The following is a 15,088-nucleotide window of genomic DNA, read 5'->3' on the forward strand; positions in this document are numbered from 1 at the left end:
ATGGCGGAGCCTTCAATGCCTTACGGACGCGTCGGTTGCCCCGGCATGTCGTGGGGTGGATGCGTCGCCTTCCATTCCATCGCCCGACGGATGCGGTTCTCGACGCTGGGGTGGTCGTAGAACAGGAACTCCTCGACAGCCGAGGGCGACGGGGCGCGGTATTCGGCGGTCTTGATCAGGGCCTTTGACAGGCCGTCCGGCTCATTGGCGTGGACCAGCGAGAAATGATCGGCGTCCTCCTCCATCGTCCGCGTCATGGTGGCGAAGACCGGGGTGGCGAGCACCCCCAGGATGGCCAGAACCAGGGCCAGGATCGGCAGGCCGGCCGGATCTGAGATGTCGCCGACCCGGTCCGCCCTCAGCAGTCGGTGGGCCAGCGGATAGAGCCGGTCGGTCAGCCAGAAGGCCAGGGCGGACAGGATGACCAGGATGCCCACGGTCCAGAGGATGTGGGCGTGGGCGTAGTGGCCCATCTCATGGCCGACGACGCCGCGGACCTCGGCCAAGTCCGCGTTCTGTTTGAACATGGTGTCGCTCATGGCCACGCGCGCCGTGCCGAACAGGCCCGAGACGTTGGCGGTGTAGCGGTCGGACTGTTTGGAGCCGTCGTAGATGAAAATCTTGTCCGACGGCGTGCCGGTCTGTTCGGCCAGCGTCACGACGGCGTCGCGCACCGGGCCGTTCGGCGCGGGCGTATAGGTGTTGAAGATCGGCTCGATCACTAGCGGGGAGAGCACCAGTCCGATGACGATGAAGGCCGCCGTCACCCCGGACGCCCAGGCCCACCAGAACCGCCGCGCGCGCCGGATCAGGGCGTAGATGGCGACCAGCAGCAGCGCAGTGACGACGACCGAGATGGCCGCGCCGATGGCCGCCTCGCCTAGCCAGCCGCCCAGGGCCTGGCTGGTCAGGCCATACTGTTTCTCGCGATACCAGCTTTCGTAGATCGACCAAGGCAGGGTCAGCACCCAGCTCATAATCGAATAGACCAGAGCGACGGCGAAACTGGCCATCAGCGGCCGGTTACGGCGCCGCTCGATCCGGCTGCGGATCGCGACCAGCAGGCCGGTGCGCACGATGATCCAGGTCACCAGAGCCGAAACCAGGAAACTCCACAGGATCAGCCAGTGCGATCCGTGGGTATAGGCGACGGCGCGCGCCGTTTCCTGGGGCGACAGGGTCGCAAGCCACTGGGCCGTGGCGGCCGCCGGATCGAAATTTTGCATGATGGTCTCCCTTGAGAGAACCAAAGCGCGCGACCCGCGTTATGTCAGGTTAATTCCCATCCATGATGATTCTTGCCCGGCGACGCTTGAAACTGTCATCAGTTTTTGTCACGCATTCGGTTGTCGAGAACAGGGGATTTCCCAGATGGCTCACAAGACACCGAAGCAGGTGCTGGAAAGCTTGGCCCAGGATATCGCCGCCGTGCTGAAAAGCATGGGCGGTTCGGCGCATCAGAATATGGTGGTCGATTGCGTCGCGGCGATGAAACGTCAGCGCGGCGAGGCGGTCAATCCGCCCGATCTACGCCAGAAGATCATCGAGACCTTCGAACAGTACCGCGACTGGTTCGTGCGTCCGTTCGGCGAAGGCTCGCAGCGCTGGGCGCTCGCGGGCGACTTCGCCTGACATCATTGTTCTGAACGCGAAAGGCGCGCCCCTTACGGAGCGCGCCTTCGTTTTATGCCTGATCGATCAGATCAGAAGCGACGGATATAGCTGACCGAATAGGCGTCGGCCTCGCCGCCGTCCTCGCGATAGTCGCGACGCGTCCAGTCCGCCCGCACGCCGTTCACGCCGTCCAGATAGTAGTTGGCGCCGGCGCCGTAGTTCCAGCTGTCGCCGCCCACATCGGTGTTGGCGCCGGGGAACTCCTGCTTCAGCTCGGTGTGGCCGTAGCCCCCGCGCGCGAACAGTTCCAGCTTGTCGCCGACCGGATATTTGCCGACCACATAACCGGCGGCGTCCCACTCGTGCTTGGTCGAGCCGTCGACGCCGGCGACGGTGAAGTCGTCATCCTTGACGCCGACCGAGGCTTCGGTCTCGACAGCGAGGTAACGGTTGAGGTTTACGCCCAGACGACCGGTGACGGCGCCCGTCGTTGCATTGTCGCCTTCAAGATGAGTGTAACCCAACGAACCGTAACCGCGCGGCTCAGGATTGGTTTGAGCAAAGGCCGGAGCGGCGATTGCGGAAACGGCGACGGCGGCGAGAAGAATGTTACGCATTGTTTCTTATTAACTCCTAGATGTGATGACCGAACCGATCATCAGCCCCATCCAGCGAGTGCTTAAATAGGTCAGGGCTTCATCTGTTCCAGAGGCCGAGCAACACTCCGAATGCCTGTGGACGCCGGGACACATACGGCGTTCCGCCAAGATTGTCGGTTTTGTGACAAGGAAAAAGGGCGGCCTCGGCAGAGACCGCCCTTCGATACTTCTCACCCGTCATCCTCGGGCTCGACCCGAGGACCGGGCGTTGGTCGGGCCGTGCGCCAATGTCGTCGCACAGAAGGCCCCGCATCTGATCCTCGGGTCAAGCCCGAGGATGACGAGGTGTGTGAGGCTTCAGCGATCCTTCTCACGCTCCACATTCAGCGCCGCCTGCGCCGCCGCCAACCGCGCGATAGGCACGCGGTAGGGCGAGCAGGAAACGTAATCCAGACCGGTCTTCTCGCAGAAGGCGATCGATGACGGGTCGCCGCCGTGTTCGCCGCAGATGCCCAGCTTGACTTCGGGACGGACCGCACGGCCCCGCTCGGCGGCGATCTCGATCAGGCCGCCGACGCCGTCCTGGTCCAGACGCACGAAGGGGTCGGTCTCGAAGATGCCCTTGTCCAGATAGGCCTGCAGGAACCGGCCCGAGTCATCGCGGCTGATGCCGAACGTTGTCTGGGTCAGGTCGTTGGTGCCGAAGCTGAAGAACTGGGCGTATTCGGCCAGGTCCCCGGCGCGGATGGCGGCGCGAGGCAGTTCGATCATGGTGCCGACCAGATAGTCGATGCTCTGGCCCGTTTCCTCGAACACGGCCTTGGCGGTGCGGTCGGTCAGTTCGCGCAGATATTTCATCTCCAGACCCAGGGCGACCAGCGGGTGCATGATCTCCGGCAGGGGCGCGGCGCCCGACTTCTGCTTGACCTCCAGCGCCGCCTCGATGATGGCGCGGACCTGCATCTCGTAGATCTCGGGATAGGCCACCCCCAGGCGACAGCCGCGGTGGCCCAGCATGGGGTTGGTCTCGTGCAACTCCTTGGCGCGCCGCTTCAGCTTGTCGGCGTCGATGCCCGACGAGGCGGCCAGGGCGTCGATGTCTTCCTCGGTGTGGGGAATGAACTCGTGCAGCGGCGGGTCCAGCAGGCGCACCGTCACCGGCAGGCCGGCCATGATCTCGAACAGTTCGACGAAGTCCGACTTCTGGAACGGCGCGATCTTGGCCAGGGCCGTGCGGCGCCCGGCCTCGTCGTCGGCCAGGATCATCTCGCGCACGGCGGCGATCCGGGTGTCGTCGAAGAACATGTGCTCGGTGCGGCACAGGCCGATGCCCTCGGCGCCGAAGCCGCGTGCGGTCTTGGCGTCCAGCGGGGTCTCGGCGTTGGCGCGAACCTTCAGGCGACGCACCTTGTCGGCCCAGGCCATCAGGGTCTGGAAGTCGCCGGTCAGCTCGGGCTCGATCATCGGCACGGCGCCGTCCAGCACCTCGCCTTTCGAGCCGTCGATGGTGATGATCTCGCCGGTCTTGAAGGTGCGGCCGCGCGCGGTGAATGTGCCCTTGGCCTCGTCGATGTGGATCTCGCCGGCGCCGGAGACGCAGGCCCGCCCCATGCCGCGCGCCACGACGGCGGCGTGGCTGGTCATGCCGCCGCGCGCCGTGACGATGCCGCGCGCCGCATGCATGCCGTGGATGTCCTCAGGCGAGGTCTCTTCGCGCACCAGGATGACCGCCTCGCCCAGGCCGGACATGCGCTCGGCCTCGTCGGCGTCGAAGACGATCTTGCCGGTGGCGGCGCCGGGCGAGGCCGGCAGGCCGGCTGCGACCACGGTGCGGGCCGCATCCGGGTCCAGCGTCGGGTGCAGCAGTTGGTCCAGAGCCGACGGCTCGACGCGGCTGATGGCCTCTTCCTGTGTGATGACGCCCTCGGCGGCCAGGTCCACGGCGATCTTCAGCGCCGACTTGGCCGTGCGCTTGCCGTTGCGGGTCTGCAGCATCCACAGCCGGCCCTGCTCGACCGTGAACTCGATGTCCTGCATGTCGCGATAGTGGCTCTCCAGCGTGTTCACCACGGTGACGAATTGGCCGAACACCTCGGGCATGGCCTCTTCCATCGAGGGGGCGGTCTCGCCCATCTCCTCGCGGCCGATCCTGGTCAGGCTTTGCGGCGTGCGGATGCCGGCGACCACGTCCTCGCCCTGGGCGTTGATCAGGAACTCGCCGTAGAGCCGCGCCTCGCCGGTCGACGGGTTGCGGGTGAAGGCCACGCCCGTCGCCGAGGTCTCGCCCATATTGCCGAACACCATCGACTGGACGCTGACCGCCGTGCCCCAGCTTTCGGGGATGTCGTGCATGCGGCGATAGAATTTGGCCCGGTCGTTCATCCAGCTGGCGAAGACGGCGCCCACGGCGCCCCACAGCTGGTCCTTGGGATCCTGCGGGAAGGGATGGCCCAGTTCGCGCTCGACTACGGCCTTGTAGTCGGCGACCACCTTCTGCCAGTCCTCGGCCTTCAGATCAGTATCGACCGTGACGCCCAGCCGGTCCTTGTGCTGGTCCAGCACCTCTTCGAAATCGTCGTGGCTGAGGCCCAGCACGACGTTCGAATACATGGTGATGAAGCGGCGATAGCTGTCGAAGGCGAAGCGCCGGTCGCCCGCCAGCTTGGCCAGGCCCTCGACCGTCTGGTCGTTCAGACCCAGGTTCAGGACGGTGTCCATCATGCCCGGCATCGACGCCCGCGCGCCCGAGCGGACCGAGACCAGCAGCGGGTTGTTCACGTCGCCGAACGTCTTGCCGACGATGGCCTCGACGGCATCCAAAGCGGCCTTCACCTGGGCTTCCAGATCGGCGGGATAGGTCTCGCCGTTGGCGTAATAGTGGGTGCAGACCTCGGTGGTGACGGTGAAACCGGGAGGCACCGGCAGACCCAGCGAAGACATTTCCGCCAGATTGGCGCCCTTGCCCCCCAGAAGGTTCTTCATCGACGCGTCGCCGTCGGCGGAGCCTCCGCCGAAGCCGTACACCCACTTGGTCATATTGCAGTCCCTGAGCTTTTCGGATCGTCCGGCGGGTTGGCCCCGCTCGCACATGCAGCACGATCTAGCGCGGAGGAACCGGCTTGGCCATGGCGGATGTAACAATGCGTGAGCGGGTAACCGGTTTCCCGGTGGCGCATTCGCACAACCTTGACGTCACATTCCCCTCCCCATTTCATGGGGAGGGGGACCGCAGCGCAGCGGGGAGACGGAGGGGTTCTTTGACGCACGAAGGCTCCGTATCGCGCGCCCGCATCCTGCGCCGCGCCCTGACGCCGCCCGAAGCCCGACTGTGGGTCCACCTGCGCCGCCGCAGCCTCGACGGATTGAAGTTCCGCCGCCAGCATCCGATTGGCGTCTATGTGCTCGACTTCTATTGCGCCGAGGCGATGCTGGCGGTCGAGGTGGATGGCGAAAGCCACGCCGACCGCGCCGAGCATGATGACCGTCGCACGCGTTGGCTGGAACGACAGGGCATCGCCGTCGTCCGCTTCTCGGCGGAATCGGTGCGGGTGAACCTGGGCGCGGTCCTGGATGTCATCGCCTCGATTGCAAGAGACCGAATCCGCCGCTGACCTGACTGTCTCCTCCCCATTCCATGGGGAGGTGGCGCGGCGCACTTGCGCCGTGACGGAGGGGTTCTTCACCCCATCACAGCCGTGGGACTTCAAGAGCCCCTCCACCACTTCGTGGTCCCCCTCCCCACAAGTGGGGAGGAGACGATGTGGCCCCTACCCCGCGATCTGACCGAAGTCCGCGACCTGGCCCATCACGTCGCGCACCTGGCCCAGCAGCTTCAGGCGGTTTTCGCGTTCGGCGGCAACGTCGGAGTTGACCAGAACGTCCTCGAAGAACCGGTCCACCGGGGCGCGCAAGGCGGCGAGAGCCGTCATGGCGGCGGCGAAGTCCTCGGTCTCCAGCGCGGCCTCAACGGCGGTGCGGGCGGCGCCGACGGCGAAGGCCAGGACCGTTTCGGGCTCGGGCTGGTTCGGCAGGCCGGTCTGGACCATGCCGGTCGGGACGGGTCCCTTCTTCTCCTCGGCGCGGAGGATGTTGGAGGCGCGCTTGTAGCCGGCCAGCAGATTGGCCCCATCGTCGGTGGCGAGGAAGGCGGCCAGCGCCTCCACCCGACGCACGATGCGGACGAGGTCGTCGTCGGCCTTCCCAGCAATGGGGGCGAAGACGGCGGCGACGAGGTCGTGGCGCTGGCCCCGGTCGCGCAGGAGGACAGTCAGGCGGTCGGCGAAGAAGGCGAGGAGCGCCTTCAAATCAGCGAAGAACTCATCGGTTGGGTCAACGCCAGGACGAACGGTAATGTATTCAGGGTCTGTCCCTGGATCTACAAGGTCATGCTTTCGGGTAGCCTCAAAACGCTCCAAGCGATCAGCGTCCAGGCGCTTGCGAGAAAGCTGCAACGCCAGTTCGTAGTGTGCGGATTTGATCCTCTCAATGAGGCTGAGCGGCCTTCCGGTCTCATGCACCAGCCGGATCACCCCCAGCGCCGCTCTCCGCAGCGCGAACGGGTCCTTCGAGCCCGTGGGCTTCTCGTCGATGGCGAAGAAGCCGACCAGGGTGTCCAGCTTGTCGGCCAGGGCGACAGCGACCGTGACGGGCGCGGTCGGGACCGTGTCGGCGGGGCCTTGCGGCTTGTAGTGGTCGCGGACGGCGTCGGCGATGGCGTCGGAATGGCCGGCCAGCCGGGCGTAATAGCCGCCCATGACGCCCTGCAGTTCAGGGAATTCGCTGACCATGCCCGACAGCAGATCGGCCTTGGACAGGCGCGCCGCCATCTCGGCTTCGTCGGGGTCGGCGCCAACCAGGGGCGCGATCTCGCGGGCGAGCGCCGCGATGCGCTCGACCCGCTCGGCCAGGGTGCCCAGTTTGGCGTGGAAGGTGACGCCGGACAGTTTGGCGTTCCAGGCGTCGAAGCCGACCTTCTGGTCCTCGTCCCAGAAGAAGCGGGCGTCGTTCAGGCGGGCGGACAGGACGCGGCTGTTGCCGGCGGCCAGGGCCTTGCCGCCGTCGGTGGCCTCGACATTGGCGACGACCAGGAAGTTGGGGGCCAGGCCGTCTTTCGACGGATCGCGGACCGCGAAATATTTCTGGTGCACCTTCATCGACAGGCGCACGACCTCGGGCGGCAGGGCCAGGAACTGGGGGTCCATGTCGCCCAGGATCGGCGTCGGCCATTCGGCGAGACCCGCCACCTCGTCCAGCAGGCCGTCGTCATCGACCAAGGCCAGACCGCGCGCGGCGCAGGCGGCCTTGGCCTGTTCCAGAATGCGCAGCTTGCGGTCGGCCACGTCGATCAGGACGAAGTTCTTCTCCAGCTGGGCGCGGTAGTCGACGAAGTCGCTGACCTTCAGCGGCTGGCCCGAGCCCATGAACCGATGGCCCTCGGTGATCGCGTCGGATGGGATGCCGTCGATCTCGAACGGCACGACCTTGCCGTCGAAGATGCACAGGATGCGCTTGATCGGACGCACCCAACGCAGGGTTCCGGAGCCCCAGCGCATCGACTTGGGCCAGGGGAAGGTCCGGATCACCTGGTCCACCGTCTCGGCGACCAGATCGGTCGTGGCGCGGCCCTTGGACGACAGGACGGCGAACAGGACGCCGTCGCGCTCGGTCAGTTGATCGCGGGTCAGGCCGGTCTTGCGCAGGAAGCCTTCCAGCGCCTGTTCCGGGGCCGAGGCGCGCGGTCCCTTGACCTCTTCCTCACGGTCGGGCGTGGCGACGGGCAGGCCGTCGATGACCAGGGTCAGGCGGCGCGGACCGGCATAGGCGGTCAGAGCGTCCCAGGTCAGGCCGGCGGCCTTCAGACGGTCGGAGACCATGCGGTCGAGGTCGCGCGCGGCGCCCTGCTGCATGCGGGCGGGGATTTCTTCGGAGAAGATTTCGAGGAGGAGTTGGGGCATCAGGCGGTTTTCCGCTCTTGTTCGACGTAAGCGAGGGCGCAGGCTTTGCAGAGTTCGCGGATGCGGCCGATGTAGCTCTGGCGTTCCGCAACGGCGATGGCGCCGCGGGCGTCCATCAGGTTGAACAGGTGGCTGGCCTTCAACACCTGGTCATAGGCGGGCAGGACCAGCGGCTGATCCTGAGGCCCGCGCATGTCGAGCAGGCGCGAGACCTCCGACACCATGTCCTCGAACCGGCGTTTCAGCCCGTCCACGTCATAGCCGTGAAAGTTGGCCTCCGACTGCTGGCGCTCGTTCTCCAGGAAGACCTCGCCATAGGTCAGGCCCTCCTTGGTGAACTTCAGGTCATAGACGTTGTCCACGCCCTGAACATACATGGCCAGACGCTCCAGCCCGTAGGTCAGTTCGCCCGAGACCACGTCCACCTCGATGCCGCCGACGCCCTGGAAATAGGTGAACTGCGTCACCTCCATCCCGTCGCACCAGACCTCCCAGCCCAGGCCCCAGGCCCCGACGGTGGGGTTCTCCCAGTCGTCCTCGACGAAGCGGATGTCGTGCAGTTTCGGATCGATGCCGATGGCGGCCAGCGAGCCGAGATACAGTTCCTGAAGGTTGTCCGGGTTCGGCTTCAGGATGACCTGGTATTGGTAATAGTGTTGGAGGCGGTTGGGGTTCTCGCCATAGCGGCCGTCGCCGGGGCGGCGGCTGGGCTGGACATAGGCGGCTTTCCACGGCTTGGGCCCCAGCGCGCGCAGGACGGTGGCGGGGTGGAGCGTGCCGGCCCCGACCTCGATGTCATAGGGCTGAAGAATGGCGCAGCCCTGCTCGCCCCAATAGCGGTGGAGCGTCAGGATCAGGTCCTGAAACGCGAGCGGCTCGGTCGAGGTGGTCAAATCGGGCTCGTGGGGAGGGGCTGCAAAAAAGACGGCGGACCATAGGGCCCGCCGCCTTCCGCTTCAACACGCTAACCAAGCGAGCGCGTGGGTGACCCGTATTATTTGGCCCAGCTTACTGGGGAGTCGGGTTGGCTTCGTCGCCGCCGTCGGCGGCGGGATCAGCCGCATCGACCGGGGGCGTGGCCGACGGATCGACCTGACCATCAGTCGGATTGGCGACCGGGGGCGAGGCCGTGGTGGTCGTTGTCGCAGCCGGTTCGCCGCTCGGCGCGGTCGCCGGAGCAGTCGGGGCGGCCGGAGCAGCTTCCTCAGCCGGAGCGGCGGCGTCGGCAGGGGCGGCGGCGGCTTCCTCATCGCCCATGGCCGCCATCGAGTTCGCCGGGTTCAGGACCTTGTCGATCGGGAAGATCGCGCCGTTCGAGGCGTCCAGCTCGGCGCTGACCACGGTGGCGGCGTCAGCCTTGATGGCCGAGCCGGTGCCGTCCAGCAGAATCTGGCTGTCGGCGGCGGTCGGGACGCCGCCCTTCTTGCCCATGATCTGGTCGGGCGTCACATCGGCGACGATGACGTGATAGAGCAGCAGCTGACGCAGCTCGGCGGCGTTGGCCGGATCCATCAGACGCGTGCGGTCGGCCTCAGGCAAGGCCGCGAAGGCCGCGTCGGTCGGGGCGAAGATCGAGATGGCCGGACGGGTCGCCAGGGTTTCTGTCAACTGGGCCGCGTCGAGGGCGGCGAGGAGCGTGGTGAACTGGCCGCTCGCCTTGAGCTTGTCGACGACGGTCTCGCCGGCGGCGGGCGTAGCGGCTTGGGCTGTGGTCGTCGCAGCCGGCGCAGCGGCTTCAGCGGCCGGCGCCGATGCGGGCGCGGCGGGCATGGACGGGTCAGTCTGCGGCACGGGGGCCTGGGCCGGCGCGGGCGACGTCTGGGTCGTCGCCGGGGGCGTCATTTCCTGAGCGAAGGCGGGAGCGGCCATCAGGGTGACCACGGCGGTTGCGGCAAGCAGTTTTGCACGAAGCATGGCGATATCCTTTTTCTGTTTGAGGATCGCTTCCGGGGAGGCGACGATCCGTTCCAGTCATCGGAACTGCGGACTCAAATCAGAAACCAGTGATCTGGTTCCGAGATTCTGAAACAATGCGTAACGATTGTGATGATCAAGGCGAGACCTTGGCGATATCGGCGTTCCACAGGAACGATCGCCAGTATTCGGCCATAAACCTCGAACGCTACTGAACGGCCAAGGTTGTTGCTGTGACCCAGGAGCCGGGGTGAGCGAGAGCCAGATTCTGCGCCGCTGCCTGGGCCGCCGCCGCGGTGGGATATAGGCCGAACACCGTCGCGCCCGAGCCGGACATGCGGGTCAGGGCGACCTGCGGCGTGGCGGCCACTGCGGCGAGGGCGTGCGCGATAGCGGGCGTCAGGGCCAGCGCCGGGGGCTGGAGGTCGTTGCGCTGAACCGACAGCCAGTCGATGACGGCGGCGACGGACCAGTCGTGCGACGCCTCGGGGCGGTCGGCTGTGCGCACCGGCCCGGTGTCATAGGCCCGATAGACGCCGCCAGTCGGCGACGGAACGCCGGGGTTGAACAGGACGGCCGGCAACGGCGGCAGACGCGGTTCGTCGGTCAGCACGTCTCCCCTGCCCTCGGCCCAGGCGGTGCGCATGCGCAGGCACATGGGGCCGTCCGCGCCGACGACGCCAGCGACCGCTTCCAGCGCCGCATCGTCGATATCCAGCGACAGGGCCTGACGCGCCAGCTTCAGCGCTGCGCCCGCGTCGGACGACCCGCCGCCCAACCCGGCCGCGATGGGAAGGCGTTTGTCCAGCACGACCCTCAGCTTCGGCTCTCCGATCCCTGACACCTCGCCCAGGCGGCGAAGCGCACGCAGGATCAGATTGTCGCGCGTGTCACTTAGCGCGCCGCCGAACGGGCCGGTGACGCTCAGGGACAGATGGTCGGCCGATTCGACCGACACACGGTCGCCCACGTTGGCGAAGGCGACCAGACTGGTCAGCGGGTGATAGCCGTCGGCGTCCACCGCCCCGACGTGCAGGAACAGATTGATCTTGGCCGGAGCCAGGGCAGTGAAAATCGGCATCACTGATGCTTAGCCGGTCGGCCCGTTTTTTTCATCCGCTCATCCCGGCGAAAGCCGGGACCCAGTCCTTTCGCTCGGCAGTGCGTTGGATAGAAGTCGCGTCAACCGGACCAGGTTTTCGCCCAAAGAACTGGGTCCCGGCTTTCGCCGGGATGAGCGGTTGTTTCAGTTGGAAACACCCGAGGCCGGCGCCGCATCCAGCCCATTGGCGATCTTGCGCTCGACATCGGCGCGGCGTTCGGGTTCGGGCTCCAGCACCAGGACGCGGTTCCACAGCCAGACCGCCTCGCGTTCGCGGCCCACCCGCCAATAGGCGTCGCCGAGGTGGTCGTTGATCTCGGCGTTGGCGGGTTCCTTGTCGACGGCCTGTTCCAGGGTGTCGACGGCGGTTTCGAACTGGCCCTGTTTGAACTGCGCCCAGCCCAGCGAGTCCTGGATGTTGCCGTTGTCGGGCTCCAGCGCGTGGGCGCGGGCGATCATTTCGGCGCCTTCCTGGACCCGCAGGCCCTTGTCCACCCACAGATAGCCCAGGTAGTTCAACATGTCGGCGTCATTGGGCGCGGTTTGCAACGCGGCCCACAGTTCGGCCTCGGCCTCGGGCGTGCGACCCAGGGCCTCATAGGCGGCGCCCCGCAGGAAGTGGACGCTGGCGCCCTGATCAGCGGTGTTCAGCACCGGGCCGTCCAACAGGGTCAGCGCCTCGTCATGCTGTTTCAGCTGCATCAACTGACCCGCCAGGACCAGGGCGATGCGGCCGTCGTCTGGGCTGGCGGCGGCGGCGCGGCGCAGTTCGGCCAGGGCGTTGTCCGACTGGCCGTCCTCTTCCAGCGCGATGGCCAGTTGGGCGCGGGCGGCGGCGTAGAGCTGGGGATCGTCGGTCCCGACGCGCGACAGGGCGCTGCGGGCGGCCGACTTCAGCCCGGCGCGCGACAGGACCTGGGCCAGTTGGAACTCGGTCTCGTCGTCATCGTGCAGGTTCTGCGCTAGACGCAGATAGACGGCGGCGAATTCGTTGCCGCGTTCGGCCGAGGCCTGGGCGGCGGCGGTGATCAGGCCCTGCGCCGCGCCTTCGCGGAAGTCGGGCAGGACTGGGGGCCGACCGCCGTCGCGCACCCGCTGCAACGCGCGTACGACGCCGGGATCGACGGGCTGGACGGCGATCGCGGCCTCATACAGGGCGATGGCGTCGTCGCGACGGCCGCGCCGTTCCATGAACTCGCCATAGGGGCGTTTGAACAGGGCGCCGACACCGGCCACGTCCGCAGCGGCCTTCAGCTCGACCTCGGCCTCGGCATAGTCGCGGCGTTTTTCCAGCAGGGCGGCGCGGTTCATGCGGGCGAAGGCCAGGGTCAGGGGATCGCCGCTGATCGGCGCGGGCTGAAGCGCGCGGTTCCAGTCCCCGGCCGCCGCCGCGATCCACGGCGCGACCAGAAGGCCGGCGCGGGCATGGGGAGAGCCGATGGGCTGCTGGGCCAGGGCGGCGTTGGGCGTTTTTGCGTCGCCGCGCACGAAGTCCTGGACCAACCGAACCAGGCGTCCACCCTCGACGAAGGCGGGCGAGGCGGTCGCATCGGTGGGCGCCAGCGCGGCCGCCACGTCCAGATCGCCGGTCAGCAGGGCGGAGGTGAAGGCCTGTTCGCGCACGCGCGGCTGTTCCGGCGCGAGTTGCTCGGCCTGGGCCAGATAGTTCGAGCCGATGGCGCCCTCGCCCTGCATCAGGGCCAGCTTGCCCGCCAGATACAGGCCATAGGCGCTGCGGCCCTCGGCGTTCGTCGGGATCGGCGCCCAGACCGCAGGGATGGCCGGAGCGACCGGGGTGTCGGTGATGATGATGTGGGGATCGGGCGCGGCGTCCTGACTGGACGGCGCCTGATCCAAAGGCGCCTGGCCCGGCGTGGGCTCGCCGGGTGCAAGGATGATCGCCGGCGGATGGGTCTGCGGCGTCGGCGCGGGGGGCGTGGTATCCTGCGCCACAGCCTGTCCGGCCATGGCCAGGGCGAGAACGGTCAGGGAGGCGGCGAACAGGCGCGAATGAGGGGGGCGCGAACGGGAGGCGATCATGCCTCGACCCTTCACGCTTTCACACGCCCCCGCAAGAGGACAGATGATTGCTCCCCCACTCCGCTCATCCCGGCGAAAGCCGGGACCCAGATCTATGGGCGAAAGGCGCCTGATGTCGGAGGCCGGTGGTCATCCGACGCACGGACGATGCGAAAGCGCTGGGTCCCGGCTTTCGCCGGGATGAGCGGGTTAAAGGGGTTATTCCGTCACATGTTCGGATAGTTGGGACCGCCGCCGCCCTCGGGCGTGGTCCAGACGATGTTCTGCGACGGGTCCTTGATGTCGCAGGTTTTGCAGTGGACGCAGTTCTGGGCGTTAATGACGAAGCGCGGATCGGTCTTGGCGACCTCGTCCGCATAGACGACCTCGTACACGCCCGCCGGGCAGTAGAGCCGGGCCGGTTCGCCGTATTTGGGCAGGTTGACCTGGATCGGCTTGGACGGGTCCAGCAGCTTCAGGTGCGCGGGCTGGTCCTCGGCATGGTTGGTGTTGGAGATGAAGACCGACGACAGCTTGTCGAACGACAGCTTCCCGTCCGGCTTGGGATAGCGGATTTCCTTGTGCTTGCCGGCCAACTCGGTCGATGCGGCGTCGGTCTTCTCGTGCTTCAGCGTCGGGATCGGCGACCAGCCGCCCAGCAGGGTGCGGCACCACATGTCGAACATGCCGAACGCCCCGCCCAGGGTCGTGCCGAACTTGGACAGCAGGGGCTTGGCGTTCTTGACGACCGACAGTTCCTTGAAAACCCAGCTCTTTTCGAAGGCGGTCTGGTATTCGACCAGTTCGTCGCCCGAACGCCCGGCCTGAACCGCATCATAGGCGGCGTCGGCGGCCAGCATGCCGGTCTTCATCGCGTTGTGGCTGCCCTTGATGCGGGGCACGTTCACGAAGCCGGCCGAACAGCCGATCAAGGCGCCGCCGGGGAACGACAGCTTCGGAATCGACTGCAACCCGCCCTCGGTGATGGCGCGGGCGCCGTACGAGATGCGCGCGCCGCCTTCCAGGTGCGGGGCGATGGACGGGTGGTGCTTGAACCGCTGGAACTCGTCGAACGGCGACAAAAACGGGTTCTTGTAGTTCAGGTGGACCACATAGCCGACGGCCACGTAGCGGTCGCCGAAGTGATACAGGAAGCTGCCGCCGCCGGTGTGCTCGTCCAGCGGCCAGCCGGTCGTGTGCTGGGCCAGGCCGGGCTGGTGCTGTTCGGCGGGCACCTGCCACAGCTCCTTCAGGCCGATGCCGTATTTCTGGGGCGACTTGCCGTCCTGAAGCCTGTGCTTCGCGATGATGGTCTTGGCCAGGGAACCGCGCACGCCCTCGGCGATGAAGACATACTTGCCGTGCAGTTCGATGCCCGGCTGGAAGTCGCCGGTCGGCTTGCCCTCGCGGTCGATGCCGAACACGCCGGCGACGACGCCCTTGACCCGACCCGTTTCCTCTTCCCAGACGACGTGGCTGGCGGCCATGCCGGGATAGACCTCGACGCCCAACGCCTCGGCCTGTTCGCCTAACCAACGGCTGAGATTGCCCAGCGAGGCGATGTAGCAGCCGTGGTTGTGCATGAAGGGCGGCAGCAGGGGCATGGGCAGGGACGCCTCGCCCTGCGGACCCAGCAGCAGGAATTTGTCCTTGGTGACCGGCGTCTCCAGCGGCGCGCCGCGTGCCTTCCAGTCGGGGAACAGCTCGTTCAGCGCCTTGGGATCGATGACCGCGCCCGACAGGATATGACCGCCGACCTCGGCCGCCTTTTCCAGCACGGCGACGGTGATGTCCTTGCCGTCCTTTTCCGCGCGCTGCTTCAGGCGGATAGCGGCCGACAGGCCGGCCGGGCCGCCGCCGACGATCACGACATCATATTCCATGAC

11 protein-coding genes are annotated in these 15,088 nt (G+C 66.9%); 2 read left to right on the forward strand and 9 right to left on the reverse strand.

All coding sequences use genetic code 11. From position 1 onward, the window contains the following. Window positions 1-20: 20 nt before the first annotated feature. On the reverse strand, window positions 21-1,226 hold the full coding sequence (locus ACZZZD_RS06835; protein ID WP_463433822.1) for a M48 family metallopeptidase: 1,206 nt from the start codon (window positions 1,224-1,226) through the stop codon (window positions 21-23). Between the two features lie 145 nt (window positions 1,227-1,371). Here ACZZZD_RS06835 and ACZZZD_RS06840 point away from each other — a divergent pair, with 145 nt between their 5' ends. Continuing rightward, entirely contained in the window at window positions 1,372-1,632 is a 261-nt protein-coding gene (locus tag ACZZZD_RS06840; protein WP_314122466.1) for a hypothetical protein, read from the forward strand. 71 nt (window positions 1,633-1,703) lie between these two features. Here the strand turns inward: ACZZZD_RS06840 and ACZZZD_RS06845 are convergent, their stop codons facing one another. Further along, a complete protein-coding gene (locus ACZZZD_RS06845; protein ID WP_463433823.1) occupies window positions 1,704-2,231 on the reverse strand; it encodes a porin family protein in 528 nt (175 codons plus the stop codon). A 339-nt stretch (window positions 2,232-2,570) separates the two neighbouring features. Further along, window positions 2,571-5,249 carry a pyruvate, phosphate dikinase gene (gene ppdK / locus ACZZZD_RS06850; protein WP_463433824.1) on the reverse strand — a complete coding sequence of 893 codons (2,679 nt, stop codon included), beginning with the start codon at window positions 5,247-5,249 and terminating at the stop codon, window positions 2,571-2,573. 221 nt (window positions 5,250-5,470) lie between these two features. On the opposite strand from ppdK, the gene ACZZZD_RS06855 reads away from it, so the two are divergent. Continuing rightward, entirely contained in the window at window positions 5,471-5,824 is a 354-nt protein-coding gene (locus tag ACZZZD_RS06855; RefSeq protein ID WP_463433825.1) for an endonuclease domain-containing protein, read from the forward strand. A gap of 156 nt (window positions 5,825-5,980) precedes the next feature. Here ACZZZD_RS06855 and glyS read toward each other — a convergent pair whose 3' ends face one another. From glyS to ACZZZD_RS06885, 6 genes are all read right to left on the reverse strand, one after another. Continuing rightward, entirely contained in the window at window positions 5,981-8,167 is a 2,187-nt protein-coding gene (glyS, locus tag ACZZZD_RS06860) for a glycine--tRNA ligase subunit beta (protein ID WP_463433826.1), read from the reverse strand. Next, a complete protein-coding gene (locus tag ACZZZD_RS06865; RefSeq protein ID WP_463433827.1) occupies window positions 8,167-9,060 on the reverse strand; it encodes a glycine--tRNA ligase subunit alpha in 894 nt (297 codons plus the stop codon). The genes glyS and ACZZZD_RS06865 overlap by 1 nt, the downstream gene beginning before the upstream one ends. A 115-nt stretch (window positions 9,061-9,175) precedes the next feature. After that, on the reverse strand, window positions 9,176-10,081 hold the full coding sequence (locus ACZZZD_RS06870) for a fasciclin domain-containing protein (RefSeq protein WP_463433828.1): 906 nt from the start codon (window positions 10,079-10,081) through the stop codon (window positions 9,176-9,178). Window positions 10,082-10,289: 208 nt separating this feature from the next. After that, window positions 10,290-11,162, reverse strand: a complete 873-nt coding sequence (locus ACZZZD_RS06875) for a 4-(cytidine 5'-diphospho)-2-C-methyl-D-erythritol kinase (protein ID WP_463433829.1) — start codon at window positions 11,160-11,162, stop codon at window positions 10,290-10,292. 165 nt (window positions 11,163-11,327) lie between these two features. Then, entirely contained in the window at window positions 11,328-13,223 is a 1,896-nt protein-coding gene (locus ACZZZD_RS06880) for a tetratricopeptide repeat protein (protein ID WP_463433830.1), read from the reverse strand. 206 nt (window positions 13,224-13,429) lie between these two features. Beyond that, window positions 13,430-15,085 (reverse strand): electron transfer flavoprotein-ubiquinone oxidoreductase, encoded by a 1,656-nt coding sequence (locus ACZZZD_RS06885; RefSeq protein WP_463436095.1) that lies wholly within the window; start codon window positions 15,083-15,085, stop codon window positions 13,430-13,432. Window positions 15,086-15,088: the final 3 nt, after the last annotated feature.

Source organism: Brevundimonas sp. AC546, assembly GCF_979258305.1.

Coding starts and splice junctions, on each gene's coding strand:
- ACZZZD_RS06835 (WP_463433822.1), bottom strand. CDS start 1,226: ATGCAAAATTTCGATCCGGCGGCCGCCACGGCCCAGTGGCTTGCGACC.
- ACZZZD_RS06840 (WP_314122466.1), top strand. CDS start 1,372: ATGGCTCACAAGACACCGAAGCAGGTGCTGGAAAGCTTGGCCCAGGAT.
- ACZZZD_RS06845 (WP_463433823.1), bottom strand. CDS start 2,231: ATGCGTAACATTCTTCTCGCCGCCGTCGCCGTTTCCGCAATCGCCGCT.
- ppdK (WP_463433824.1), bottom strand. CDS start 5,249: ATGACCAAGTGGGTGTACGGCTTCGGCGGAGGCTCCGCCGACGGCGAC.
- glyS (WP_463433826.1), bottom strand. CDS start 8,167: ATGCCCCAACTCCTCCTCGAAATCTTCTCCGAAGAAATCCCCGCCCGC.
- ACZZZD_RS06870 (WP_463433828.1), bottom strand. CDS start 10,081: ATGCTTCGTGCAAAACTGCTTGCCGCAACCGCCGTGGTCACCCTGATG.
- ACZZZD_RS06875 (WP_463433829.1), bottom strand. CDS start 11,162: ATGCCGATTTTCACTGCCCTGGCTCCGGCCAAGATCAATCTGTTCCTG.
- ACZZZD_RS06880 (WP_463433830.1), bottom strand. CDS start 13,223: ATGATCGCCTCCCGTTCGCGCCCCCCTCATTCGCGCCTGTTCGCCGCC.
- ACZZZD_RS06885 (WP_463436095.1), bottom strand. CDS start 15,085: ATGGAATATGATGTCGTGATCGTCGGCGGCGGCCCGGCCGGCCTGTCG.